This window comes from Pantoea sp. Tr-811, assembly GCF_011752535.1.
In the GTDB taxonomy this organism is placed as follows: Bacteria; Pseudomonadota; Gammaproteobacteria; order Pseudomonadales; family Pseudomonadaceae; genus Aquipseudomonas.
Genome location: NZ_VWXJ01000013.1, coordinates 104,163 through 128,554, shown reverse-complemented (window position 1 = coordinate 128,554; position 24,392 = coordinate 104,163). Strand labels below are relative to the sequence as shown.

Below are 24,392 nucleotides of genomic sequence, written 5' to 3'. Positions count from 1 at the left end.
ACCTCCTCAAACCCTGAACGCCCCGATCAACCGCTTCAACTCCACCACCTGAACCGACAACGCCCGGCTGGCATCCTCGGTCTGGCAGGCCCCTTGGGTGGTGTCCTGGGCGGCTCGGTTGATCGCCACGATGTTGCGGTCGATATCATGGGCCACTGCCGTCTGCTGCTCCACCGCCGCCGCAATCTGCTGGTTCTGTTCGACGATGCCACCCACCGCCCCCAGGATGTTGCCCAACGCCTGCTGCACCTGGCGCGCTTCATCGACGGTGCCCGCGGCCATCTGGTGGCTGCTGCCCATGGCCTGCACCGCCGCCCCCACACCTTCCTGCAGGCGCTGGATCATCTGCGCGATCTGCGCGGTGGAGTCCTGGGTACGCCTGGCCAGGGTACGCACTTCATCGGCAACCACGGCAAAGCCACGCCCCTGCTCGCCGGCCCGGGCGGCCTCGATGGCGGCGTTGAGCGCCAGCAGGTTGGTCTGCTCGGCAATGCTGCGAATCACCTCCAGCACCTGGCCGATGGCCTGGCTGTCAGTTGCCAGCTGGTTGATCGCCAGCACCGTCTGGTCGATTTCCGCCGCCAGCCGGCCAATGCTGCCCTGCTGGCTGTGTACCAGGGAGCGGCCCGTGGCGCTTTCCTGGTTGACCTGCTGCGCGCCTTCGGCCGCCAAGGCCGCGCTGCGTGCCACTTCCTGGGCGGTGGCGCTCATCTGGTTCATGGCCGTGGCCACTTGTTCGATCTGCTCGCGCTGGCCGCTCACGGCCTGGTTGCTGCGGGCAGACACCGCCAGCACCTGCCCGGCTTGTGCTTCAACCGCCACGACAGTGAGCCCCACTTGCTCGATCAGGCCACGGATGCGCCGCACGGTTTCGCTGAAGCCCTGGCCCAGGTCGCCGAGTTCATCGCGGCTGTGGGCCTTGAAGGTGACCGTCATGTCGCCCGCGGCAACCCGGTCCATGGCACCGCCAAGCCGGCGCAGGGTGGCCCGCGTGGAGGCATAGAAACCGCCGTAGAGGTAAAGGATCAACGCGAAGGCACCAGCCAGCGCTGCGCCAAGGCCGAGCATGCGCAGGCGCTGCTCGGCAAGGCGCGCCTGCAACTGGGCCTGCAGGTGGTCGAGGGTCGCGTCGTTCAGCCGGTAGGTGTGGGCCATCAACTCGCTGACGTGCTGGTAGAACGCCGGCCAAGGGGCATCGAGTGCTTGCGCCACCACCACCTGATCCTCGAAAAAGGCCGCCGCTTGTTTGACCGTCGCCTGGCTGGCCCGGGCCACGTCCGCCAACCGGGCCTCGGCGCCGGGGTCGCTGGCCATGGCGTCGTCCAGGCGCAATGCGTAGTCCGCCGCCAGGCGCTCCAGGCGCTGCAGCAGGTCTTCGAAGCGCGCACTGCCGGAGGAGTCGATGAAGCCGCGGCCCAGGGCCACTGCCCCCATCGCGCGACCTTCGCCCAGGGCCTGGGTGACCTGCGCGGTGGCGACCGTGATCAATTCGCCCAGCTGGCGCACCGAGGCCTGGCTGTCCTGGTTCAGGCCCGCCTGGCTTGCCACCTGCTTGCCAAGCATCTGGGCCTGGGCTAGCAGCTTGTCGAACAGCGCGGTCTTGTTCTGCAAGGACGACTCGTTGCGCGCGCGGGTGAAGGCAGTGGCCAGTTCATCGAGTTTGGCCTGGGGCACCGACTCGCTGCCCTGCAGCGCCTGCAACTGCGCCTGGACCTTGTCCTGCAGCGCGGCGATGCGCGGCTCCAGGTCACCGGGCTGGCCCGACTGGCCGAGCACGGCGTTGACTTGCAGCAGGTTGCCCAGGGCCTCCAGGTCGGCGCGCAGGGCCAGGCTGCCGGCCAGGGGCGCGATGTCGCGCAGTTCGGAACCGGTGCTGTGCAATTGCTGGTAGGCGTCACGCACCAGGTAGAAGCTGGTGGCCAGCATGGGCAGGAAGAACAGGACGCTGATGAGGCTGAACTTCTGGCCGAAGCTCAGGCGGTTCATCAGTGCGATGGCCGGGTAGAGCAGACGCTTCACGGGGGCACCTCCTTGGATTCTTGTTGTTCTGCGGGGATAGCACTAGGCCATCTGTATAACGCAGATCGAATCGGAGGTTTGTAACTTAAGGTTAACCGTTGGGGGCGCCGCTGGCGCGGCGCTTCGCGAGCTAGCGCTCGCTCCTACCGGGGCAGTGTTGGGCTTTGGTAGGAGCGAGCGAAGCTCGCGATGCGCCGCGCCAGCGGCGCCCGGACGTCAAACCAACACCGTCCACAGGGCAAACCCGGCATACCACAGCACCGCACAGCGCAGCAGCAATTCCCACAGGCTGTCCAACCGCCCCAGCCCGCGCTGGGCATCTTCTTCCTCAGGAATGTCGTCGGCAATGCGCCCAACCCGCGCCACCAGGTGCGCAGCGCTGATGTGCCCATTGAGCAATTCATGCAGCATCACCCGGGTAACCGCAACGAAATTGCCCACCAGCGCAAAGCTCACCGCCAGCACCCGCACCGGCAGCCAGTCCAGAATATGCCGCAGCTGTTCGGCACGGGCGCGCAGCGCCGGCTGCTTGCCGTGCTCGGCCGTCAGGGCCAGCAGGCGGTAGGCCAAGGCAGCACCGGGGCCAAGCACGAAATACCAGAAAATGACGGCGAAAAACCCTTGGTACACCTGCCACAGCAAGTGGCCCTGCACCCGCACCAGCAAGCCGTGGGGCTCCTCGGCCTGCAGGCCCAGGTCACGCTCGGCCACATGCAACGCAGCCTGGTCATCCCCCCGTCGCCAGGCGTCGCGAAACGGCCCCAGGGCAGCCTTGGCATCGCCGCGCCCCAGGCTGTAGACCAGCACCAGCAAGTGAACCGGCAAAGCCAGCAAGCCATAGGCCACCGGTTCCAGCACGTGCAACAGCAGCACCAGCACGGCCACCGGCGCCAGAATCAGAATCGTCAGCGTCCACCAGGGGTCGACCTTGCCACTGCGCTCCAGGCGCACCAGCTCGCCGAGGAAGAAACCATCGCGTTGAACCTGGTGGCGCAGGGCCGAAAACTTCTCGACCCACAGCGCCAGTAACAACACCAGAAAACTCATGCCTTGCCCTCATTGTGCGTCAGCGCATTGCGGTAGCGCGGCCAGTCGAATGCCGGGCCAGGGTCGGTCTTGCGCACCGGGGCGATGTCGCTGTGGCCCTGGATGCGGCCCAGATCGATGGCCGGCCAGGCCGCGCGGATATGCCGGGTCAGCTGCTCCAGCACCTGGTACTGGGCATCGGTGTAAGGCAAATCGTCAGTGCCTTCGAGCTCGATGCCGATGGAAAAATCGTTGCAGCCCTCGCGGCCATCGAAACACGACACCCCGGCGTGCCAGGCGCGGTCGAGCAGAGACACGAACTGGGTCACCGCACCGTCACGCTCGACGAACAGGTGGGCCGACACGGTCAGGTGCTGGATGCCGGCGAAGTACGGGTGTTCGTTTGGGTCCAGGCGGTTCTGGAAGAACTGCTGGACCTTGCCGGTGCCAAAACAGGCAGGCGGCAGGCTGATGTTGTGGATAACGAGCAGGGAAATGGCTTCGCCGTCGGGGCGGGCATTGAAGTTCGGCGAGGGGCAGTGGGTGATTCCGATTCCGTGGAACCAGCCCGTGGCACGGTCCAATTGCATGGGGCAGATCCTGAAAAACGCCGGGTACAGGGTTGCAGTATGCCTTGGGCCCGCACCGCTGTGCATGTGAATGATTGTAATACCGCCGCTCAGTGCACCTGCTGCTGGCGCAAGCCTTCGAGCACGGTTTCCAGCGCCCGTTCGAACAGCAGGCCGTCATCGAGCACTCGCACATCGCCCCGGCGCACCGCCCGGGCCAGGCCTGCGCTGTTCCATTCGCGCACCTTCATGCCGGTGCGGTTGGCAAACACCAGGCGGTCGCTGCTGTCGATACGTGCCACCAGCTTGCAGCGCAGGGGTTCGTCATCGTCGAGCACTTCAACCCAGGCGCCGATGCGCAAGCGCTGCACGCTGCGCAGCTCGGCCATGGGCTCATCGAGCGTGTGCAGCGGTGCACAGGCAGACTCATCAGCCACCGCCAGCACGATGTCCTCCTGCACCCAGACCCGCTCGATGTCATCGCCAGCAGGCTCGCCCGGGGCGCAGGCGCGCAGGTGCAGCTGCTCCAGCTGAAGGAAGAATTCACGGGTCGCCTGTGAGTCCAGCGCCACGCTGGCCAACCCTTCGCGCAGGGCCTTGAGCAACCCCGGCACCTGCTGCAAAAGGGCTTGGGCATCGGCCTGCGGGGCGATGCTGGCCAGCAGCGTGTCCATGGTCGCCAGGGCCTGCTGCCAGGCGGGCGATGCCTGCCCATGCTTGAGCCAGGCCAGCAACAACACCTGGCTCCAGGCGTGCACCAGCATCTGCACCACGGCCTGGGGCAACAAGCGCCCGCGCAGGCGCAGGTTCAAGGCCTGCTGCACGTGCTGGCGAGCCTGCACGGCGCGGGCGCGGCCCTCTTCGGCGTCGCGGGTGCGCTGTTCGAGCAGTTCGTTGCGCCGGCGCTCGTCCTGGCTGAAGGCCAGGAAATCTTCCAGCAACTCGCTGAACAGCGCGGCGTCTTCGGTAAAGTCGTTGAGCAGCCGTTGCACCACCCGCTCCACACGCAAATGCAGGCTGTCGCGCAGGCCTTCGCTGCCGGTTTCCCAACCAATGGCGGCACTGGCAATTTCATTGAGCAGGCGCCGCGCCGGGTGGCTGGCGCGGCTGAACAGGCTTTTGTCGAGCAGCGCCACCTTGAGCAATGGGATGTGCAGGCGCGCGATCAGGGCGCGCAGGCTCTGCGGCAGGTTGTCGTCGGTTTCCATGTAGGCGAACAGCAGCCCGACCAGGTTGATGATGTCTTCGTCCGCCATGGCGATGCGCCGGCGGGTGCCGCTGCGCACGCTGACCCGCAGCAGCAGCTGCTCAAGCTGCTGGCCCAGGTCGAAGTCGTCCTCGTCGATGGCCGCCGGCACGTAGTGCTGCAGGTGCGTCAGCAGGCGCAGCAGGTCGGCGGTGCTGATCGGCTGGGCGCTGGCCACCGCCTGCAGGCGCGGCGCCACACGCCCGCGCGAGGGCGCCAGCAACCCTTGCAGGGACTCGATGAAAGCCTGCCCGGCGCTGTCGGCGCCCAGGGCATCTTCAACCGCCAGGTTCGCCGAAACCCTGCGCGAATTCAGCCGGCGGTCCTCGGCGCGGCGGCGTGGCGCTGGCTGTAGCTCCGACAGCACCCCGGCCGCAGCCAGCAACTGGTTGGCTTCGCCATAGAGCACGTCGATGTCACGCAACACGTAGCGTTCGAACAGCTTGAGCAACACCAGCTTGACCCGCGGGCCTACCCCCAGGTTTCGCCCGGCATCGAGAAAATACCCGCACAGGGCTGCAGGGCCGAGCGGGTTGTGCCGCTCGTCCACTCGCCGCTCCAGCAAGTTCTGCAGGCGCAAGCCCAGGTGGCCGAGGGCAATACCATCGCGTGACAGCACGCGCGCCAGCATGCCCTCGATCGCCGCCGCACGCTCGGGCTGCACATGGCCTGGCGCCGCCCCGGCCTGGTCCAGGGCGCCGAGCGGGTCGGCCTGGCCCATGCGGGCGAAGCTGTCGTAGAAAATATCCAGGAAGCCGCGCTCGATGCTCTTGCGCTTCAGGCGCAGGTCGCGCATGGCTTCGAAATAAAGGTTCTGGTCGAAGCGGTCACTGGCCCGGTCGGCCATTTCGAACAGGGTATCGTCGGCATTGTCGAACAGCGCCTGCAGGCCCTGGCGCAACTGCATGGCGGCCTTGTCACGCACTTGCAGGAGCAGCACCGGCAGGCAGGGCAAGGGCGTGCGCGCACCGCGCTCAAGGGCGGTTGCCAGAGGCACCACCTTGCCGTCTTTCTGCATCCCGGACTCCTTGCTGGGTAACTCGTTCGATAGGTCGAGAACAATCGTCAAAGCTATGACGCCAAATACTGGGCGCTATTATCGGTAAAAAAGCCTACTGCTGCTAGCACCTCTTACCAGGCGTGTTAATGACATTGGATTACAACGAATGCTCAATCGGCCTGACCAAAGGTCGGTCGGCAAGCGGCTGTACAGCGCCGCCCCCTGCCCTATAATCGCCGGCATCTAGCTTGTGGAGCCGACCATGCCGAACCTACGCCTTGCCGACCTGACTGCCGAGATCGAAGCCAACGTGCGCCGCGCACTGCTGGAGGACATCGGCAGTGGCGACATCACCGCGCAGCTGATTCCGGCCGAGCGCCTGGCCAAGGCCACCATCATCACCCGCGAAGACTGCGTGATTTCCGGCACCGCCTGGGTTGACGCAGTATTCCGCCAGCTCGACCCACGGGTAGCGGTGCACTGGCAGGTTGCCGATGGCGAGCGCGCCATGGCCAACCAGCCGCTGTTCCACCTCGAAGGCCCGGCCCGTTCGCTGCTCAGCGGCGAGCGCAGCGCGCTGAACTTCCTGCAGATGCTGTCGGGCGTGGCCACCCGCGCGCGCTTTTTGGCCGACCTGGTCGAAGGCACCCAGGTGCGCCTGCTGGACACCCGCAAAACCCTGCCAGGCCTGCGCCTTGCGCAGAAATACGCCGTAACCTGCGGTGGTTGCCATAACCACCGCATCGGCCTGTACGACGCCTTCCTGATCAAGGAAAACCACATTGCCGCCAGTGGTGGCGTGGCCGAGGCCGTGGCAGCGGCGCACCGCATCGCACCGGGCAAGCCGGTGGAAATCGAAGTGGAAAGCCTGGATGAGCTGCGCCAGGCGCTGGATGCCGGGGCAGATATCATCATGCTCGATGAGCTGACCCAGGATGAAATGCGCGAAGCGGTGCGCATCAACGCGGGCAAGGCCAAGCTGGAGGCCAGCGGCGGGGTAAACGAGAGCACCCTGCGGGTGATTGCCGAAACCGGCGTGGACTACATCTCGATTGGTGCGATGACCAAGGATGTGAAGGCGGTGGACCTGTCCATGCGCCTTAGCCTGTAAAGCATTGGCGGCGCTTTGCCCGCCATTCGCGGCACAAGGCCGCTCCTACAGGGTTTACGCAATCCCCTGTAGGAGCGGCCTTGTGCCGCGAATGGGCCGCAAAGCGGCCCCAACAAGCGGTATCAGAACGCGGCGTTGGCCAAGCCGTCCAGGTAGCGCTCAACGTCCAGGGCGGCCATGCAGCCGGCACCGGCCGAGGTGATCGCCTGGCGGTACACGTGGTCGGCCACGTCGCCTGCAGCGAACACGCCTTCGACGTTGGTGGCGGTGGCGTTGCCTTCACGGCCGCCGTTGACTACCAGGTAGCCGTCCTTGAGGGTCAGCTGGCCTTCGAACAGCGACGTGTTCGGGGTGTGGCCAATGGCGATGAACACGCCGTCGACCTTGATTTCGTCGCTGCTGCCATCGTTTTTCTTCAGGCGTGCACCGGTTACGCCCATGTTGTCACCCAGCACTTCATCCAGGGTGGCATTGAGCTTGAGCTCGATCTTGCCTTCGGCCACGCGGGCGTTGAGCTTGTCGATCAGGATTTTCTCGGCACGGAAGGTGTCGCGGCGGTGTACCAGGGTCACCTTGCTGGCGATGTTGGCCAGGTACAGCGCCTCTTCCACGGCAGTGTTGCCACCGCCTACCACGGCCACCGGCTTGTTGCGGTAGAAGAAACCGTCGCAGGTCGCGCAGGCGGAAACGCCCTTGCCCATGAACGCTTCTTCCGACGGCAGGCCCAGGTAACGGGCGCTGGCGCCAGTGGCGATGATCAGCGCGTCGCAGGTGTAGGTGCCGCTGTCACCCTGCAGGGTGTAGGGCTTGTTGGCCAGGTCGACGGCGTTGATGTGGTCGAAGACGATCTCGGTCTCGAAGCGCTCGGCGTGTTCCTGCATGCGCTGCATCAGTGCCGGGCCGGTCAGGCCGTGGGGGTCGCCCGGCCAGTTGTCGACTTCGGTGGTGGTGGTCAGCTGGCCGCCGGCCTGCATGCCGGTGATCAGCAGCGGCTTGAGGTTGGCGCGGGCGGCATACACCGCGGCGCTGTAACCGGCAGGGCCGGAACCGAGGATGATGACGCGCGAATGACGTACTTCAGACATGTCGAACTCCTGTCGAGCGGGCCGCAGGGGCCGGCACGGTGTACCGGCTGCGCCAGCCGAGCATTAAAAAGGACCCACGCAGCACTTGGGGAAGGGCTACAACGCGCAGGTCCACAAACCGAACGTTGAGCGCACTGTAGCGAGGTGGCAGAGATTAAGGAAATATCCTTCGACAATCCACCTCATAGGTAACCTCTATTTGAGAATTTCACCCACCGCGCAGGCGTCGAAGCTTTTGTTACAGCCGGTTTCTTCATGCGCGGCCGCCTTTCGTCGGCGCGGTAAACTCGGTAAGGTCAGCGCGTTTTCCCTTCTCTGCGGAGTGTCCCGATGCAAGCCCCTGTCCTCTCCGGCCCCCAGTACCTGCGCGAAGGCCTGAAACTGGTGCTCAGCCCCAACCTGCGGATGTTCGTGCTGCTGCCGCTGGCGGTCAACCTGCTGCTGTTCGGTGGCCTGATCTACTTCGCCGGCCACGAGTTCAGCCTGTGGCTCGATGCGCTGATGCCCACCCTGCCGGGCTGGCTGAGTTTCCTCAGCTATATCCTCTGGCCGCTGTTCGTCGCCTTGCTGGTACTGATGGTGTTCTTCACCTTCACCCTGGTGGCCAACGTCATCGCTGCGCCGTTCAACGGCTTCCTGGCGGAAAAGGTCGAGGTGGTGGTGCGCGGTAAAGACCCGTTCCCGGCGTTCAGCTGGGGCGAGCTGGTGGCCATGGTGCCGCGCACCTTCAGCCGTGAAATGCGCAAGCTCGGCTACTTCCTGCCACGGGCCATCGGCTTGTTCATCCTGTCGCTGATCCCGGTGGTGAACGTGGTGACTGCACCGCTGTGGCTGGTGTTTGGCGTGTGGATGATGGCCATCCAGTACATCGACTACCCGGCAGACAACAACAAGATGAGCTGGCAAGACATGCTCGCCTGGCTGCGGCAGAAGCGCTGGCAGTCGATGGGCTTTGGCGGGATTACCTACCTGGCGTTGCTCATTCCGGGGGTGAACGTGCTGATGATGCCAGCAGCGGTGGCAGGGGCTACGTTGTTTTATGTGCGCGAGCGCACGTAGTACACATGTAGCGCCGGGGCCTGCCTCGTTTCATTTCCAATGGTTTCCCAAGGCCGCACTTGCGCGGCTTTGTCGGAAATCAGGAGATTGAAAATGGCAACATTCAAGGCAATCGAGTTCACCGACGTGAAGCCGAACGACTTCATCGAGCTGGCGGGTATCGAGGCTCATCGCCAAAGTGCAGTGGTTGCAGAGCATCGCGCAAAGTGGCGCTTGCGCCAGCTGCTGGAAGCCAACCAGGTGCAACACCCCTACGATCAGATCTACTTCACCGGCCACCCTGTGGACGGCGTGATCGACTACAGCAAGTCGTTGGTGGAGATCATGACGCAAGCCGTGCTGGACAACGAGCGTGCTTCAACCCAGTTCGGCACCGGTGGTGGCTTCTACTCGGCCGCCTACACCACCAGCCGAGAAGCAAACCTGGACCTTGATGCAGACCTTGTCAGCGCCGTGATGGGCTTCGTCTACGACCACATCAAGGACACCGAAACCAAGGGTTGAAGGTACCGGCCTGCGCTTGATTGGGGCCGGCCACGGCCCCTTTCTCTTGTTGGGTCAATGGCCCAACTGGTTGGAGAACTGCCCAACCGCATCCACCACTTTCTTCGCCCCTTCCTGGATCTCTACGATCACTCCGCCGGTATCGGCCGCCAACGCCAACCCCTGCTCGGCCTGGCGTTTGCTGGTGTCGATGATGTCCACCGCTGCTTGCGCCAATTGCTCGTTCTGCTGCACCACCTTGGCAATTTCCTCGGTGGCGCTGCTGGTGCGCGAGGCCAGTTGGCGCACTTCGTCGGCAACCACGGCAAAGCCACGGCCCTGTTCACCGGCGCGGGCGGCTTCAATGGCCGCGTTGAGCGCCAGCAGGTTGGTTTGCCCGGCGATGTCGCTGATGGTCTTGATGATCGCGCCAATCACCTTGGACTGCTTGTCCAGCGCCTGAATACCTTCGGCGGCGTCCTGCATCGAACCTTCCAGCCCGCGCATCACTTCCACGGTCTGGGTGACCACGTCGGTGGCCTTGCGCGCGCTGTCGTCGGTGGCCAGCGAGGTGGTGTAGGCGATGTCTGCCGCCTGGGCCACGGCCTGTTCCTGGTTGACCTGGTCGGTGATCACGGTGGCGAACTTCACCACCTTGTACAGCACGTCGTGGGCGTCGAAGATCGGGTTGTAGGAAGCTTCCAGCCACATCGTGCGGCCGTGGGCATCTACCCGCTTGAACCGGTCGGCCACGTACTCGCCGCGGCGCAGGCGCTCCCAGAACGCCTGGTAACCTGGCGAATTGGCCTCTTCGGGTTCGCAGAACATGCGGTGATGCTTGCCGCGCACTTGTTCCAGGCTGTAGCCGACAGCGTGCAGGAAGCGGTCGTTGGCGGTCAGCACTTCGCCATTGAGGTTGAACTCGATGACCGCGGTGGAGCGCATCAGCGCCTTGATCAGGCTTTCGTGCTCACGGGAGGTTTCGATGGTGCGGGTCAGGTCGCTGGAGTGCATGGTGAAGTGCTTGATGCGCCCGTCGGCCGCCTTCACCGGCTGCAGGATCGAGCGCAGCCAGGCTTCCTGGCCGTTGCCCCGCAGCAGGCGGAAGGCGCCGTTCAGGTGCTCGCCACGGCTGATGGCGCTTTTCATGCGCTGGTAGAAATCGAGCTTCTTCACATGCGCCGGCACGATGTCTTCGATGTTGCGGCCGATCAGTTGCTCGGCGCGGTAGAGCATTTCGCTCTCGAAGTTGCCATTGGCCTGTTCAATACGCCCCTGGGGGTCGAGCTGCAATACCAGCATTTCGCTGTCGAGGCTGTTCTTGACCTGCTCGACGGCCATCAGCTCTTCACGCAGTTGCTGGATTTCTTTCTTGAGCTTGCTGTTGAACATCACCGCTCTCCCCGAGCGCATCACCCGATTTCGATGCATCTTCATCGGCTGCCGGACCCGGCTCTTGAGTGCGCTGCAAAGATTTATTCATGCAGGCCCGGTGCCGGGAATCAGGCGTCACCTGCGCGTCACATGGGTGTCACATAGGCGCAACCAAGCAGGCGGAGACTTTTTCTCATGAATACACCCGCCCTACGCATCACCCTTGTCAGCGAAACCTTCCCACCTGAAATCAACGGCGTGGCCAATACCCTTGGCCGCCTCAGCGAGGGCTTGCGACAGCGTGGCCACCGGGTAGAAGTGGTGCGACCACGCCAGGCCAACGACCTGCCCGCGGCCGATGACCAGGACGTGCTGCTGTGCCGTGGCTGGGCCCTGCCCGGCTACCCGGGGTTGCAATGGGGCGAGGTGTCGATGCACAAGCTGCTGCGCCGCTGGCGCCGGCAGCGGCCCGACGTGCTGTACATCGCCACCGAAGGCCCGCTGGGGCTCAGCGCCCTGCGCGCCGCGCGGCGCCTGGGGGTTGCCGTGGTCAGCGGCTTTCACACCAACTTCCCGCAATACTCCGGCCAGTACGGCCTGGGCCTGCTGGCACGCCTGCTCACCCATTACCTGCGCTGGTTCCACCGGCGCACCGCCGCCACCCTGGTGCCCAGCGCCAGCCAACGCCTGGAGCTGGAACGCCGCGGCTTCGAACGCCTGGCATTGATGGCCCGTGGCGTCGACGCCGGCCTGTTCAACCCGGCCCGGCGCAACCAGGCCTTGCGCGACAGCTGGGGGCTGGCGACGGACGACATCGCCGTGCTGCATGTCGGCCGCCTGGCCGCAGAAAAGAACCTGACCCTGCTGCACCCTTGCCTGCAGGCGCTGCAACAACGTTATCCACAGCGGCGGCTGCGCCTGATAGTGGTGGGTGACGGCCCGCAACGCGCAACCCTTGAACAGCAAATGCCGGATGCGGTGTTCTGCGGAGCCCAGCGCGGCGAGGCACTGGCCGAACACTACGCCAGCGGCGACCTGTTCCTGTTCCCGAGCCTGACCGAAACCTTCGGCAATGTGGTGCTCGAAGCCATGGCCTCGGGCCTTGCGGTGGTCGCCTTCGACGAAGCCGCCGCCGCCCAGCATATCCGCCCCGGCCACACCGGTGCGCTGGCCATGCCGGGCGACCAGGCGGCCTTCATCGATGCGGCCTGCTGGCTGCTGGAGGAAAGCGAAACCCTGCGCAGGGTACGCCTCAACGCCCGCCAGCACGCCAGCCGCCAGGGTTGGCCGGCGATTGTCGAACAGTTCGAGTCGCACCTGTTCAACGCTTGCCACAGCACACCGTCCGCCGGGCCGCTGGCGATCAAGCCAGAGTCGTCAGCGCCTCACGGCTGAACGGCAGCACGTCCGCCTCACGCCCATCACGCACCTTTTGCGCCCATTCGGCGTCCACCAGCAGCGCCCGGCCGACTGCCACCAGGTCGAATTCCTGGTCCCCCAGGCGGCGTAGCAAGCCATCGAGGCTGGCCGGCTTGGCTACCTTGTCGGTGTCGACCATGAACTGCAGGAACTCGCCGTCAAGGCCGACGCTGCCCACGGTGATGGTCGGCTTGCCGGTGAGGCGGCGGGTCCAGCCGGCCAGGTTCAGTTCCGAGCCATCGAACTCCGGCTCCCAGAAGCGCCGGGTCGAGCAGTGGAAGATATCCACACCCGCCTCGGCCAGTGGCTTGAGGAAGGCCGCCAAGGCCTCGGGGGTTTCCACCAGGCGGGCGCTGTAGTCCTGCTGTTTCCACTGCGAGAAACGGAAAATGATCGGGAAGCCCGGCCCCACCGCCGCGCGCACGGCCTGGATCAGCTCGATGGCAAAACGCGAGCGGCCGGCCAGGTCGCCGCCGTATTCGTCATCACGGCGGTTGCTGGCGGCCCAGAAGAACTGGTCGATCAGGTAGCCGTGGGCGCCGTGGATCTCTACCCCGTCCATGCCGATGGCCTGGGCATCGCGGGCCGCCTGGGCGAAGGCGGCGATCACCTGGCGGATGTCGTCATGGCTCATGCCGTGCACCAGCACCTGGCCGTCCTTGACCTTCTCGCTCGGGCCAAAGCCCGGCACGCTGGCATCCGGCTCGGTGCCCAGGCGGCGTACCGCGCCCACGTGCCAGAGCTGCGGCACGATGCGCCCGCCTTCGGCGTGCACGGCATCGACCACCTGCTTCCAGCCGGCCAGGGCGGCTTCACCGTGGAACTGCGGCACATTGGCATAGCCGTTGGCGGCCTGGTGCGCGACCGTGGTGCCCTCGGTGATGATCAGGCCCACGCCGGCGGCAGCCCGGCGCCGGTAATACTCCACCACACCGGCGTGTGGCACGCCGCCTGGGCAGAAAGTACGGGTCATCGGCGCCATGACGACACGGCTCGGCAACTCGAGCGCACCAAGGGTGAAGGGCTGGAACAGGGGGCTGCTGGACATGGGGGCGCTTCCGTCTGGGTAGGAAATGCGCCTGAGGTTAGGGACTACGGGGGGCGTGGCGAAGCATTATTGATCTGGGTGATTCGCAGGTATCGAGATGGGAAACGGCTGCCTGAGATTGGCGCCTGCAGGAGCGGCCTTGCGCCGCTCCTACAGGGTGTGCGTCAGCCCAGGGCCTTCTCGATGGCCTGCAGCACCGATGGATCGTCCGGGGCGGTACGCGGGGCGAAGCGGGCCAGCACCCGGCCGTCCTTGCCCACCAGGAACTTCTCGAAGTTCCAGGTGATGTCGCCGGGGAACTCCGCGCCCTCGCCCGCCAGCAGACGATACAGCTGGTGGCGGTCGTGGCCATTGACCTCAAGCTTGGCGCCCAGCGGGAAGCTGACGCCATAGTTCAGGCTGCAAAACTCCTGGATGTCCTTTTCAGTGCCCGGCTCCTGCCCGGCAAACTGGTTGCAGGGCAGGCCCAGCACATTGAAGCCTTTGCCCTTGAACTGCTGGTGGAGCTTTTCCAGCGACGCATACTGTGGCGTCAGGCCACACTTGGAGGCGACATTGACCACCAGCACCACCTGGCCCTTGAACGGCGCCAGGGGCAGGTCCTCGCCGTTCAGCGCCTTCAACGTCAGGTCGTGAAATGCACTCATGATGAATCCCCTCTCAGGTTCCCGGTTGCCGCCTGGGGCAAATCGCGCCCACTAAAAAGGCGCTCTTTCGAGCCCCGCACGCGCCTCCGAAGAGGGATGCCGGCTTGTCCGAGCGCCTGGCGACTTTCTGAGCTTAGCGCAGAAAATCAGTGGTGGTGACCACCTTCACCGTGGATGTGACGGTGAGCGATTTCTTCTTCGCTGGCGTCACGCACCTCGATGACCTTGACCTTGAAGTTCAGGCGCTGGCCAGCCAGTGGGTGGTTGCCGTCGACGGTGATGTCGTCGCCGTCGATGTCGCGAATAGTGACGATCTGCATCTGGCCGTCCGGCGCCGAAGCGTGGAACTGCATGCCCACTTCCAGTTGGTCGACGCCTTCGAACAGGCTGCGGTTCAGGGTGCTGACCAGCTCGGCCAGGTATTCGCCGTAGGCCTCTTCCGGCTCGATGGCAACTTCCAGCTCGTCACCGGCCTGCTTGCCTTCCAGGGCTTTTTCCAGGCCCGGGATGATGTTGGCGGCACCGTGCAGGTAAACCAGCGGCGCACCACCGGCGGAGCTGTCGATGGTCTCCCCGGCGTCGTTGGTCAGGGTATAGTCGATGGAGACTGCCTTGTTGGCGGCGATCAGCATGGGGCAAGACCTTTTGCAAAAGTATGTAGAGCCCATAAGTGTAACCAAGGCATCGCCCGAATGCGAACGCGGCGCGGGCTGCGGGCGGCCCATCAGTCGGATCCTCGGCTTCCACCAGGACGAGGACGGCCACTGGGTGGTCGAGCTGTCGTGCGGCCATACCCAGCACCTGCGCCACCAGCCACCCTGGCAGGCACGCCCGTGGGTGCTGGATGCCGAGCAGCGCGCGCAGCGCATCGGCCAGGCATTCGCCTGTGGCTGGTGCGCGCAGGGGGCCGATAGCGCTACCCTTGGCCGTTGAATTCATTGCACCGCTTATTTCGAGAAGCACGCATGCAGACATTTTTCATTGCGCCGACCGACTTCGGTGTCGGCCTGACCTCCATCAGCCTGGGCCTGATCCGCACCCTGGAGCGCGCCGGGCTCAAGGTGGGCTTCTTCAAGCCAATCGCCCAACCTCACCCAGGCGATACCGGCCCGGAGCGCTCCAGCGAACTGGTGGCGCGCACCCACGGTATCAGGCCGCCGGCGCCCCTTAGCCTGGCCCATGTCGAGCGCATGCTCGGCGATGGCCAGCTGGACGAGCTGCTTGAAGAAATCATCCGCCTGTACCAGCAGGCCTGCGTCGGCAATGACGTGGTGGTGGTCGAAGGCATGGTGCCGACCCGCCACGCCAGCTACGCCGCGCGGGTCAACCTGCACCTGGCCAAGAGCCTGGACGCCGAGGTGATCCTGGTGTCGGCCCCGGAAAACGAGGTGCTCAGCGAGCTGTCCGGGCGGGTGGAGCTGCAGGCCCAGCTGTACGGCGGCCCACGCGACCCGAAAGTGCTCGGGGTGATCCTCAACAAGGTACGCACCGACGAAAGCATGGCCGACTTCGCCGCACGCCTGCGCGAGCATTCGCCACTGCTGCGCGGCAACGACTTCCGCCTGCTTGGCTGCATCCCCTGGCAAAGCGAGCTGAATGCCCCGCGCACCCGCGACGTGGCCGAGCTGATGGGCGCCCAGGTGCTCAATGCCGGTGACTACGAGCAGCGGCGCATGAACAAGATCATCATCTGCGCGCGCACCGTGGCCAACACCGTACCGCTGCTGACACCCGGCACCCTGGTGGTGACCCCGGGCGATCGCGACGACATCATCCTCGCCGTCAGCCTGGCGGCGATCAACGGTGTGCCGCTGGCCGGGCTGCTGCTGACCAGCGACAGCAAACCCGATGCACGCATCCTCGGCCTGTGCCGCGGCGCCCTGCAGGCCGGCCTGCCGATCCTGTCGGTGAGCACCGGCTCGTTCGAGACGGCCAACCTGCTCAACTCGCTGAACCGCGAAATCCCGGTGGACGATCGTGACCGCGCCGAGTTCATCACCGACTTCGTTGCCAGCCACCTCGACGCCACTTGGCTGCACCAGCGCTGCGGCACGCCGCGTGAACTGCGCCTGTCCCCGGCGGTGTTCCGCTACCAGTTGATCCAGCGGGCGCAACAGGCCAACAAGCGCATCGTCCTGCCCGAAGGGGCCGAACCGCTGCTGGTGCAGGCCGCGGCCATCTGCCAGGCGCGCGGCATCGCCCGCTGCGTATTGCTGGCCAAGCCCGAGCAGGTCGAGGCCGTGGCCCGCGCCCAGGGCATCAGCCTGCCGCCGGGCCTGGAAGTGCTCGACCCCGAGCTGATTCGCGGGCGTTATGTGGAACCGATGGTCGACCTGCGCAAGAGCAAGAACCTCAACGCGCCCATGGCCGAACAGCAGCTGGAAGACCCGGTAGTGATCGGCACCATGATGCTGGCCCTGGACGAAGTCGACGGCCTGGTTTCGGGCCTGGTGCACTCTACCGCCAACACCATCCGCCCGGCCCTGCAACTGATCAAGACGGCGCCGGGCGCGAGCCTGGTGTCGTCGGTGTTCTTCATGCTGTTCCCCGATCAGGTGCTGGTGTACGGCGACTGCGTGATGAACCCGCACCCGAGCGCCAGCGAGCTGGCCGAAATTGCCCGGCAGAGCGCCGAATCGGCGCATACCTTCGGCATCGCGCCACGGGTGGCGATGATCAGTTATTCCAGTGATTCGGCAAGCGACGAGGAAGTGGAGAAAGTGCGCGAGGCCACGCGCCTGGCACAGAGCGTGGAGCAAGGGTTACTGATCGACGGGCCGCTGCAGTACGACGCCGCCGCCAACCCCGAGATCGCCCGCCAGCTGGCGCCAGGCAGTGCGGTGGCCGGGCGCGCCACGGTGTTCGTGTTCCCCGACCTGAACACCGGCAACACCACCCACAAGGCGGTGCAGCGCAGTGCCGACGGGGTCAGCCTGGGGCCGATGCTGCAGGGGCTGCGCAAGCCGGTCAACGACCTGCCGCGCGGGGCGCAGGTGGACGATATCGTGCATACCATCGCGCTTACGGCGATCCAGGCCAGCGTTACCCGCTAGACCGCCACAACGTCCTGTAGGAGCGGGCTTGCCCCGCGAACACCGGCGTAGCCGGTGCCATGCACCGCGTCGCCTGCTTCGCGGGGCAAGCCCGCTCCTACAAAATCAGAGCATCAGGGATACTGCTGAACCTGCCCCTGCTGCTGGTCATACTGCTGGCCAGGAATCGGCTTGAGGTTGACCTCGACACGGCGGTTCTGCGCACGGCCATTGGCGTCGGCGTTGCTGGCGATCGGCTGGTCCGGGCCCATGCCGCGAACGGTTACGCGCGACGGGTCGACGCCCTGGGAAGTCAGGTAGGTGCTGACGGCCTGGGCACGGCGCTGGGACAGGTCCATGTTGTGCTGGCGGCTGCCGGTGCTGTCGGTGAAGCCGACCACTTCGATGGTGTTCTGGTTGAACTGCTTGAACGAGTTGGCCAGGTTGTTCAACGGGTTGTAGAAGCTTGGCGAGATGTTCGCCGAGTCGGTGGCGAAGGTGATGTTGCCCGGCATGATCAGCTTGATCTGGTCACCCTGGCGCTGCACTTCAACGCCGGTGTTGGCCATTTTGGCGCGCAGTTCGGCTTCCTGCTTGTCGGCGTAGTAGCCGTAGCCCGCTGCTGCTGCACCGACCGCAGCGGCGCCGATCAGCGCGCCCTTGCCACGGTTGTTGTGGTCGATGGCAGCACCGGCGATGGCGCCTGCCAGGGCACCCAGGCCGCCGTACTTGGCGGTTTTGCTCATGCCAGAGGACTCGCCCTGGGCCTGGCCCTGGTTGTCATAGGGGTTTTGCCCGGCGCAGCCCGTCATCAGGGCGGCGGTGGTTGCGACGATAATCAGGCGACGCATGGTGAACATGGACGAGCTCCTACAAAAAATTCGAATATGCGGCAGACTACGGATGGATGTATGCCAGCCTTGGATTACACGCGCCAGGAAAAATTCCGTGAAGCCTTTTTCATCAAGGCTCAAGCCCGCACGAACGGGTTCTCGCGCATTTCATCGCCCAGGCGGGTGTCCGGCCCATGGCCGGTGACCACCACGGCATCCTCGTCAAGGCAGTACAGCCGCTCCTTGATCGACCGAACGATAGCACGCGAGTCGCCACCCCACAGGTCAGTACGCCCAATACCCCGGCGGAACAGCGTGTCTCCGGCCACCAGCAGCTTGGCGTCGGCGAACCAGAAGCTCATCGAACCTGGGGTATGCCCCGGCGTGTGCAGGGCCACGCCGCAGCCGCAGGCCAGTTCCTCGTCATCGCCCAGCCAGCGGTCCGGTGACGGGACTGGGGTGTAGGGCACGCCGAACATCTGGCACTGCATTTCCAAGTTATCCCACAGCGGCTGGTCGTGCTTGTGCAGGTGCAAGGTGGCGCCGGTCAGCTCCTTGAGCTTGCCCGAGGCGAGGAAATGGTCGAAGTGCGCATGGGTGTGGATGATGCTCACCAGGGTCAGGCCATGGGCCTGCAGGCGGGCGAGGATCTTGTCCGGGTCGCCGCCGGGGTCGACGACGATGGCCTTTTTGCTGAGCGGGTCGCCGATCAGGGTACAGTTGCACTGCAGGGGGCCGACGGGGAAGGTTTCACGGATGAGGGTGGTGGGGGCAGCGTTCATGGGGGCTCCTGGCTACAGCCGGGATGGTAGCGTGGTCTTCGCTAGCAGGGAAATCGAGCGCCGCCTGCGCGGCGCATCGCGAGCTGCGCTCGCTCCTACCAGGCTTGCACAACCTTCCGTAGGAGCGGCGCTCGCCATCACGGCAGGAACAACCTGAACAACCCACCGCCCAACGCCCCGCCATTGGCGATCTCGATTCGCCCATGCACCCCATCGCGCTCATGCAGCCCGGCGATCCGCGCCGCGAAGTACAGCCCAAGCCCGGTGCTGCCACTGTGGGGCTCGATGCCCTGGGTGTAGTCCTGCTGGCGTTCGAGCATGCGCGCCGGGTACCCCGGGCCGTCGTCGTTGACGCTGATGACCAGGTGGTCGTCTTCCTCGGCAATGCTGATCAACAGCGCGTGCCCGGCATAGCGGGTGGCATTGGTCACCACGTTGGCGATCACCGAAGCCACCAGCTCGCGGTCGAAGAAGCCCAGCGGGTTGTCGCATTCGACGCGCCAGGTGGCGAGGATGTCGTTGTGCTGCAGCACCTGTTGGTGGGCGGCCAGTTGGGCTTCGATGAAGTCGTCCAGTTCATGGTAGTCCGGGCACACCGGCAGCTGGTTGGCACCGAGCTTGTACAAGCCCAGCAACTGCACCAGCATGCCGTTGAGGTGGCGAAACTCATGTTCGATCACCCCAAGTTCGGCACCGCCGCGCAGCTCCTCGGGCAGGCGCCCCAGCCACTGGTCGTGGGACTGGATCAGCGCGGAAAGCGAGTTCTTCAAATCGTGCACGGTGGAGGCAATCACCGTGGAAAAATCCAGCCCCTGGTTATCCTGACTCATGCGCCAAAGACCTTGATATGCAGTTTACGGTAGCGGTCAAAGCGGCTGTCGCTGGCGGGGATGCCGGCCACTCGGGTCAGGCAGTCGCGGCACTCCTGCAAGATCGCCGGCGGCGTTACCTCGCCACCGATGCGCAGCAGCGCTTGCGCGGTGTTCAGGGCAATACTGATGTTCTTCGGTTGTTGCGACAAGGCCTTGCGGAACATTTGCAGCGCTTCGTTGAGCTGCCCGGCCTGGTAACTGCGCACGCCTTGGCGGTTCAGGTCGACCGCCTCGGTCACCGCGTTGAGCACCATGGGGTCATCGGTCAGCTTGGCAACGCTCTGCATGACCTTGGGGTCGTCGCCATAGGTTTCCACGCAACCCTTGAGAATGGTGCCGCCGGCCCCTTCCTGGCCCAGCGACTGTAACTGCTTGGCCACGGTCAGGGCAGCCTCGACCGAGAAGAACTGGTCCATTTTGTCCAGCCGCTGCAAGGCCTGTTCGGTGAGCTTGGCGGCGGTGTCGGGATCACCTGCCTGCTGCAGGCTGGCAGCTTTCATCAAGCGTGCACGCACTTGCAGGCCCTGGTCATCGGCGTTGTCCTTGGCCACTTCGCTGAGCACGGTGTTGATTTCCACCCGCGCCCGCGCATCCAGGCCGAAGCCGGCATTCTTGCTCATCAGCGCCTGGGCCAGGCCCAGGTTGCTTTCGGCGTCCTTGTAGCGCGAGCTCTGGCCCTGGGTTACCGCGTGGCGGAACGCCTTGGACGCACTCTCGTAGTCTTCGTTTTCCAGCGCCAGCTTGCCCAGTGCAGCCTGGCGTCGCACGGCCAGTGGCGACAGGCGCACGGCCTCTTCGAGCAAGGTCTGCGCGCGCTTGGTATCGCCTTGGGCCACCAGCACGTTGGCCATGCCATCGTACAGGCCCGGCATGATCGGGAAGGCCTTGAGCGCCTGCTCGTACACACCCTGGGCCTGGGTGTTCTGGCCACGCTTGTGCATCAGGCTACCGAGCGCCGCGTACACCCACGGCTGCGGGCGGCTGGCGAGAATGCCCTTGAGGAATTTTTCCAGTTCTTCGAAACGGTTGAGGTCACGCAGGGCGTCGGCGCGGTAGCGCAGGCACAGCGGCGCGAAGCGCGGGTCTTTCTTGCACAGCTCGGCGCAGGCGGCCAGCACTTCGCCCGGGCGGCCGCGGTCCAGGGCCTGCAGAATCGGCTTGAGCAAGGTCTTGCGCTGGGTGAGCTTGTCCAGGCGCTGGGCCAGGCCGACCCGGTTGAAGGGCTTGGTCAGGTAGGCGTCCGGCTCGTGCTCCAAGGCGCTCAGCACAATCGCCTGGCTGCTCTCGGCAGTGACCATGATGAACACACATTCATGGCTGATCAGTTTGTCGAGGATCAGGTCCTCAAGCACCTGCTGGCCGTTCTTCTTGCCATCACCCAGATGGAAGTCCTGAAGGATATAGTCGTAGCGCTTCTGCCCGCACATGCGCAGGGCCTGCTCGCCACTGTCGGCCGTGTCCACGTCACGCACGCCCAATTCGCGCAGCATGGAACGGGTCGACGTGCGAAAGTCGGTGAAGTCGTCGACGATCAGAAAGCTCTTTTGCCCATACTGCAGCATCAACACGACCTGTATTGGAATGATTGAAGAATGGCGTGAAGCGATGCACACCGCCGAAACCTGTATCGACCGACTGTCGGGAAAGATGAGGGCAGCAATCACAGCCACTTAACAGTGGCTCTGAGCCAGTATTCTAGCCAGCCCTGGGGCCGACTGCCAGGGATCAGGCCAGCAAACCCAGCGACTTGGCCCGCGCCACGGCCTGGGTGCGCCGCTCCACGCCCAGCTTGCTGTTGATGTGGCTGGCGTGGGTCTTTACGGTGTGCAGGGAAATGAACAGGCGCTCGCTGATCTGTTGGTTGGAACACCCCTGGGCGATCAGTTCGAGCACCGACAGCTCCCGTGCACTCAACGCCTCACCCGAGCCACTGCTTGGCACTGCCGGTTCCGGCAACCGCGCCAGCAACTCAACCTGCACCGCGCAGGCCGGGCGCGCCAGCAATTGCTCGCGCAGCCACACCGGATGCCGCTCGATCAGCCGCTGGAAAGGTTGCAGCACGCCGCCACGGGCCGCTTCCAACGCCTGGGGCAACAACCTGGCCGCCTGGATTTCGTCGCCTTCTGCCAGTGCCTGGGCAAGCCATTGGCACAGCGCGTTCAAGGTCAGCATCATGCCGCCGCTGGCCTGGCCTTGCTCGACCAACCCGCGCAAACGCGCCACGGCCTGTTCGCCACGCCCTTGCACCTGCTCCAGCAGGGCCTGCTGCAGGGCAATGTGCAGGGGAAGCAGTGGGTGGAACTCAGGCGCCGCAGCGGGCTGCTCGCCGCCATAGGTTTGCCCCAGGCGCAACAGCCACGACTCGGCAAGGTCGGTACGGCCCTGGGCCAGCCACAGCTCGCACTTCACCAGGGTAATCATGGCCAGGTAGAAGATCGCAGGCACATCCCAGATATGCATCAGGCGCTCGGCCTCGGCCAGCTCGGCGAAGGCTTCGGCGTAGTGGCCTTCGCGGCCATCGAGCGAGGCAATCACGCAATGGCCGATCAGCACGCTGATGTCACGGCAGGCACGCGCCTCACCGAGCCCCGCGCGCAGGCGAGCGCGCCCATGTGCCGGCTGCAGGCGCGCCACCAGCAGGTAACCTTCATACAAGGTCAGCCGCGCCCGCACCGCATAAAGCCGCTGCCCGGAAAGCCCCTGCAGGCGTTGCAGGCCCTGGCGCACTTCCTCCAGGGCCCGCAGCACCTCGCCGCGGGCGTGCAGTACCCGGGCCCGGTCGTAATGGGCCAAGGCCTCGAATAATGGGTTGCCGACCCGCTGGGCCAGCTCCAGTGCTTCGCGATTCCAGCCACGGGCGCGCCAGAAATCGGCATCGGCAATGGCCAGGTTGGACAAGGTCGACAGGCATACCAGGCGCTGGCCATAGCGCTTGCCCGGCAGGCTCTGCAGCGCTTCGGTGCAATAGGCCAGGGTTCGCTCGCGGTCGCCCCGGCCACGGGCGATCACCCCGCTCAGGGCCAGCCATTGGGCGAGCATGGATTTCTGTGCCGTGGCCGACGGCGCCGGCAGAAAACGGCTGAGGTAGCTGGCCAGCTCCTCGGCGGCGTCCAGCTGGCAGGCCAGGCCCAGCGCCCAGCTGTACAGCACGATCAGCCGTGGCGTGCTGATCAGCAGGCTGTCGGGCAGGTCCATTTTCCAACGCAGCAGCATGCCGACGTTCTGTTCGGCCAGCAGTTGCTCTTCCGACAGGCTCTGCACCAGGTCGGCAGCCACATCCAGGTGGCCGGCGCGCAGGGCCTGTTCGACCGCCTCATCCAGCAGGCCTTGCGCCTGGAACCAGCGGCAGGCACGCAGGTGCAGGCACGCCGGCGGCTCGCTGGCCTGGCGGCTGCGCAACAGGTCGGAAAACAAGTGGTGATAGCGGTACCACAGGCCGTGTTCGTCCAGCGGAACCAGGAACACCTGGTGCGCCTGCAGGAAGCTCAGGATCGCGGCGCTGTCGTGCCGCTCGCGCAGGGCATCGCACAGCGCCGCGCAAAAGCGCTCCTGGCAGGCGGTGTCGTAAAGGAAGGCCTGCACGTCAGCCGGCAGGATGTCGATGACTTCTTCAAGCAGGTAATCGCGGATCAGCCCCTCGCCACCGTGCAGCGCCTGGGGCAAGGCGTGTTCATCGCCGCACTCGCTGGCCGCCAGTTGCCAAAACCGCAGGCCTGCCACCCAGCCATCGCTGCGCTGGATGAGGTTGTCCAGGGCCTGGCCACGCAGCCCGGTGGGCTGGCGGCCGATCACCGCCAGCGACTCCTCCGCAGTCAGGCGCAGGTCTTGCTCGCCGAGCTCGACGAGCTGGCGCTGCAGGCGCAGGCGCGCCAGGTGCCAGTCCGGGCGCTGGCGGCTGGTGACCAGCAGCACCAGCCCAGGCGGCAGATGATTGAGGAAGAACTGCAGGCAACGGTCGAGCACCGCGCCCTGGGCCAGGTGGTAGTCGTCCAGCACCAGCAGCAAGGGCGAGTCGGTGTGCAGGTACAGCGCCAGCTCGTCGAGCAGGCCATCGAGCCATTCTTCGAAGGCGAAGGGCTGGTGGCGCTGGCGCATCTTCAGCAGGCCCATGGCCTGGCCGCCCAGGGCGGGGCAGTATTGTTGCAGGCCTTCGAGCAGGCGCTCGAGGAAACGGCCGGGGTCGGCATCGCGCTGGCTGAGGCCCAGCCACAGGCTGCGCCAGTGCTCGGGCAACGCCTCGCAAAACTCCATGGCGAGCGAACTTTTGCCAAAGCCTGCGGGGGCATTGACCAGCAGCAGGCGCCCGCCAAGGCCGGCCTGCAAGCGTTGGCACAAACGTGCACGCGGCACGTGGCCGTCCGGCAGTGGCGGCCGGAAGAAACGCCCGTCCAGCAGGCCCAGGGCCTGACTGGCGAATCCATGCGTACGGGACAGATCAGTCATGGCCGGCTCGTTCTGGTGGGAAGACTTCGGCATTACGGATGGTTGCGAGACTAGCGGGTAATGCCTCGCTTTTGAAGATGATGGGCGCCATTGCCTGGGAAAAGACTGCGACAAAACGCAACATGGCGAATGGATAGGGGCTGGCGCGGGGGTTTGGCGGGGTATTCACCGGCTTTATACGCAGCGCCACCCCCTATGGAATAAACAGAGAACCCTGTAGGAGCGGGCTTGCCCCGCGAAGCAGGCGACGCGGTGCATGGCACCGGCTTCGCCGGTGTTCGCGGGGCAAGCCCGCTCCTACAGCGCACGTCACGATCCCCTCCAACAGAAACGCCCCGGGCAAG

Annotated in this window: 20 protein-coding genes; 6 read left to right on the top strand and 14 right to left on the bottom strand. The window is 65.3% G+C overall.

The window, feature by feature from the left end; genetic code table 11:
• Positions 1 to 6: 6 nt before the first annotated feature.
• The 4 genes from F3J44_RS19805 to F3J44_RS19790 all read right to left on the bottom strand — a co-directional run bounded on the left by F3J44_RS19805 (position 7) and on the right by F3J44_RS19790 (position 5,878).
• Positions 7 to 2,019, bottom strand: a complete 2,013-nt coding sequence (locus tag F3J44_RS19805; RefSeq protein WP_167275263.1) for a methyl-accepting chemotaxis protein — start codon at positions 2,017 to 2,019, stop codon at positions 7 to 9.
• A gap of 216 nt (positions 2,020 to 2,235) precedes the next feature.
• The gene (gene ampE, locus F3J44_RS19800; protein ID WP_167275260.1) at positions 2,236 to 3,066 is read right to left on the bottom strand and encodes a regulatory signaling modulator protein AmpE; all 831 of its coding nucleotides are present in this window, start codon (positions 3,064 to 3,066) and stop codon (positions 2,236 to 2,238) included.
• The gene (gene ampD / locus F3J44_RS19795; protein WP_370526321.1) at positions 3,063 to 3,629 is read right to left on the bottom strand and encodes a 1,6-anhydro-N-acetylmuramyl-L-alanine amidase AmpD; all 567 of its coding nucleotides are present in this window, start codon (positions 3,627 to 3,629) and stop codon (positions 3,063 to 3,065) included. The genes ampE and ampD overlap by 4 nt, the downstream gene beginning before the upstream one ends.
• A gap of 95 nt (positions 3,630 to 3,724) precedes the next feature.
• Positions 3,725 to 5,878: a DUF1631 domain-containing protein gene (locus F3J44_RS19790; RefSeq protein WP_167275258.1), complete on the bottom strand. Its 2,154-nt coding sequence runs from the start codon at positions 5,876 to 5,878 to the stop codon at positions 3,725 to 3,727.
• Positions 5,879 to 6,122: 244 nt separating this feature from the next.
• Here F3J44_RS19790 and nadC point away from each other — a divergent pair, with 244 nt between their 5' ends.
• Complete coding sequence (nadC, locus tag F3J44_RS19785) at positions 6,123 to 6,971, top strand: carboxylating nicotinate-nucleotide diphosphorylase (RefSeq protein WP_167275255.1); 849 nt, start codon at positions 6,123 to 6,125, stop codon at positions 6,969 to 6,971.
• A 122-nt stretch (positions 6,972 to 7,093) separates the two neighbouring features.
• Here nadC and trxB read toward each other — a convergent pair whose 3' ends face one another.
• Positions 7,094 to 8,056 (bottom strand): thioredoxin-disulfide reductase, encoded by a 963-nt coding sequence (trxB, locus tag F3J44_RS19780; RefSeq protein ID WP_167275252.1) that lies wholly within the window; start codon positions 8,054 to 8,056, stop codon positions 7,094 to 7,096.
• A 330-nt stretch (positions 8,057 to 8,386) separates the two neighbouring features.
• Here trxB and cysZ point away from each other — a divergent pair, with 330 nt between their 5' ends.
• Complete coding sequence (cysZ, locus tag F3J44_RS19775; RefSeq protein ID WP_167275250.1) at positions 8,387 to 9,115, top strand: sulfate transporter CysZ; 729 nt, start codon at positions 8,387 to 8,389, stop codon at positions 9,113 to 9,115.
• Between the two features lie 93 nt (positions 9,116 to 9,208).
• Positions 9,209 to 9,619, top strand: a complete 411-nt coding sequence (locus F3J44_RS19770; protein WP_167275247.1) for a hypothetical protein — start codon at positions 9,209 to 9,211, stop codon at positions 9,617 to 9,619.
• Between the two features lie 54 nt (positions 9,620 to 9,673).
• Here F3J44_RS19770 and F3J44_RS30245 read toward each other — a convergent pair whose 3' ends face one another.
• Positions 9,674 to 10,990, bottom strand: coding sequence for a PAS domain-containing methyl-accepting chemotaxis protein (locus F3J44_RS30245; protein WP_167275244.1), 1,317 nt, complete (start codon positions 10,988 to 10,990; stop codon positions 9,674 to 9,676).
• 177 nt (positions 10,991 to 11,167) lie between these two features.
• On the opposite strand from F3J44_RS30245, the gene F3J44_RS19760 reads away from it, so the two are divergent.
• Positions 11,168 to 12,367, top strand: coding sequence for a glycosyltransferase family 1 protein (locus F3J44_RS19760; protein WP_167275242.1), 1,200 nt, complete (start codon positions 11,168 to 11,170; stop codon positions 12,365 to 12,367).
• Here the strand turns inward: F3J44_RS19760 and F3J44_RS19755 are convergent.
• The 3 genes from F3J44_RS19755 to F3J44_RS19745 all read right to left on the bottom strand — a co-directional run bounded on the left by F3J44_RS19755 (position 12,336) and on the right by F3J44_RS19745 (position 14,718).
• Entirely contained in the window at positions 12,336 to 13,439 is a 1,104-nt protein-coding gene (locus F3J44_RS19755) for an NADH:flavin oxidoreductase (RefSeq protein ID WP_167275239.1), read from the bottom strand. The two genes, F3J44_RS19760 and F3J44_RS19755, sit on opposite strands and share 32 nt — an antisense overlap.
• Positions 13,440 to 13,603: 164 nt before the next feature.
• The gene (locus F3J44_RS19750) at positions 13,604 to 14,086 is read right to left on the bottom strand and encodes a glutathione peroxidase (protein WP_167058900.1); all 483 of its coding nucleotides are present in this window, start codon (positions 14,084 to 14,086) and stop codon (positions 13,604 to 13,606) included.
• Between the two features lie 146 nt (positions 14,087 to 14,232).
• Positions 14,233 to 14,718, bottom strand: a complete 486-nt coding sequence (locus tag F3J44_RS19745; protein ID WP_167275236.1) for a peptidylprolyl isomerase — start codon at positions 14,716 to 14,718, stop codon at positions 14,233 to 14,235.
• Between F3J44_RS19745 and F3J44_RS19740 the strand changes: the two genes are divergently transcribed.
• Together F3J44_RS19740 and pta are read left to right on the top strand one after the other, a co-directional pair.
• The gene (locus F3J44_RS19740; RefSeq protein ID WP_167275234.1) at positions 14,717 to 15,019 is read left to right on the top strand and encodes a DUF3565 domain-containing protein; all 303 of its coding nucleotides are present in this window, start codon (positions 14,717 to 14,719) and stop codon (positions 15,017 to 15,019) included. The two genes, F3J44_RS19745 and F3J44_RS19740, sit on opposite strands and share 2 nt — an antisense overlap.
• A gap of 32 nt (positions 15,020 to 15,051) precedes the next feature.
• Complete coding sequence (pta, locus tag F3J44_RS19735) at positions 15,052 to 17,139, top strand: phosphate acetyltransferase (protein ID WP_167275231.1); 2,088 nt, start codon at positions 15,052 to 15,054, stop codon at positions 17,137 to 17,139.
• Positions 17,140 to 17,252: 113 nt separating this feature from the next.
• Here the strand turns inward: pta and F3J44_RS19730 are convergent, their stop codons facing one another.
• The 5 genes from F3J44_RS19730 to F3J44_RS19710 all read right to left on the bottom strand — a co-directional run bounded on the left by F3J44_RS19730 (position 17,253) and on the right by F3J44_RS19710 (position 24,048).
• Positions 17,253 to 17,969, bottom strand: coding sequence for an OmpA family protein (locus F3J44_RS19730; RefSeq protein ID WP_370526322.1), 717 nt, complete (start codon positions 17,967 to 17,969; stop codon positions 17,253 to 17,255).
• Positions 17,970 to 18,088: 119 nt separating this feature from the next.
• Positions 18,089 to 18,733, bottom strand: a complete 645-nt coding sequence (locus F3J44_RS19725; RefSeq protein WP_167058915.1) for an MBL fold metallo-hydrolase — start codon at positions 18,731 to 18,733, stop codon at positions 18,089 to 18,091.
• 137 nt (positions 18,734 to 18,870) lie between these two features.
• A complete protein-coding gene (locus F3J44_RS19720) occupies positions 18,871 to 19,563 on the bottom strand; it encodes a sensor histidine kinase KdpD (protein WP_167058918.1) in 693 nt (230 codons plus the stop codon).
• Positions 19,560 to 21,167, bottom strand: coding sequence for a tetratricopeptide repeat protein (locus F3J44_RS19715; protein WP_167058921.1), 1,608 nt, complete (start codon positions 21,165 to 21,167; stop codon positions 19,560 to 19,562). Before F3J44_RS19715 ends, F3J44_RS19720 begins: the two co-directional genes overlap by 4 nt.
• Positions 21,168 to 21,330: 163 nt before the next feature.
• Positions 21,331 to 24,048: a LuxR C-terminal-related transcriptional regulator gene (locus tag F3J44_RS19710; protein WP_167275228.1), complete on the bottom strand. Its 2,718-nt coding sequence runs from the start codon at positions 24,046 to 24,048 to the stop codon at positions 21,331 to 21,333.
• Positions 24,049 to 24,392: the final 344 nt, after the last annotated feature.

Coding starts and splice junctions, on each gene's coding strand:
- ampE (WP_167275260.1), bottom strand. CDS start 3,066: ATGAGTTTTCTGGTGTTGTTACTGGCGCTGTGGGTCGAGAAGTTTTCG.
- F3J44_RS19790 (WP_167275258.1), bottom strand. CDS start 5,878: ATGCAGAAAGACGGCAAGGTGGTGCCTCTGGCAACCGCCCTTGAGCGC.
- nadC (WP_167275255.1), top strand. CDS start 6,123: ATGCCGAACCTACGCCTTGCCGACCTGACTGCCGAGATCGAAGCCAAC.
- trxB (WP_167275252.1), bottom strand. CDS start 8,056: ATGTCTGAAGTACGTCATTCGCGCGTCATCATCCTCGGTTCCGGCCCT.
- cysZ (WP_167275250.1), top strand. CDS start 8,387: ATGCAAGCCCCTGTCCTCTCCGGCCCCCAGTACCTGCGCGAAGGCCTG.
- F3J44_RS19770 (WP_167275247.1), top strand. CDS start 9,209: ATGGCAACATTCAAGGCAATCGAGTTCACCGACGTGAAGCCGAACGAC.
- F3J44_RS30245 (WP_167275244.1), bottom strand. CDS start 10,990: ATGTTCAACAGCAAGCTCAAGAAAGAAATCCAGCAACTGCGTGAAGAG.
- F3J44_RS19760 (WP_167275242.1), top strand. CDS start 11,168: ATGAATACACCCGCCCTACGCATCACCCTTGTCAGCGAAACCTTCCCA.
- F3J44_RS19755 (WP_167275239.1), bottom strand. CDS start 13,439: ATGTCCAGCAGCCCCCTGTTCCAGCCCTTCACCCTTGGTGCGCTCGAG.
- F3J44_RS19750 (WP_167058900.1), bottom strand. CDS start 14,086: ATGAGTGCATTTCACGACCTGACGTTGAAGGCGCTGAACGGCGAGGAC.
- F3J44_RS19740 (WP_167275234.1), top strand. CDS start 14,717: ATGGGGCAAGACCTTTTGCAAAAGTATGTAGAGCCCATAAGTGTAACC.
- F3J44_RS19745 (WP_167275236.1), bottom strand. CDS start 14,718: ATGCTGATCGCCGCCAACAAGGCAGTCTCCATCGACTATACCCTGACC.
- pta (WP_167275231.1), top strand. CDS start 15,052: ATGCAGACATTTTTCATTGCGCCGACCGACTTCGGTGTCGGCCTGACC.
- F3J44_RS19730 (WP_370526322.1), bottom strand. CDS start 17,969: ATGCGTCGCCTGATTATCGTCGCAACCACCGCCGCCCTGATGACGGGC.
- F3J44_RS19725 (WP_167058915.1), bottom strand. CDS start 18,733: ATGAACGCTGCCCCCACCACCCTCATCCGTGAAACCTTCCCCGTCGGC.
- F3J44_RS19720 (WP_167058918.1), bottom strand. CDS start 19,563: ATGAGTCAGGATAACCAGGGGCTGGATTTTTCCACGGTGATTGCCTCC.
- F3J44_RS19715 (WP_167058921.1), bottom strand. CDS start 21,167: ATGCTGCAGTATGGGCAAAAGAGCTTTCTGATCGTCGACGACTTCACC.
- F3J44_RS19710 (WP_167275228.1), bottom strand. CDS start 24,048: ATGACTGATCTGTCCCGTACGCATGGATTCGCCAGTCAGGCCCTGGGC.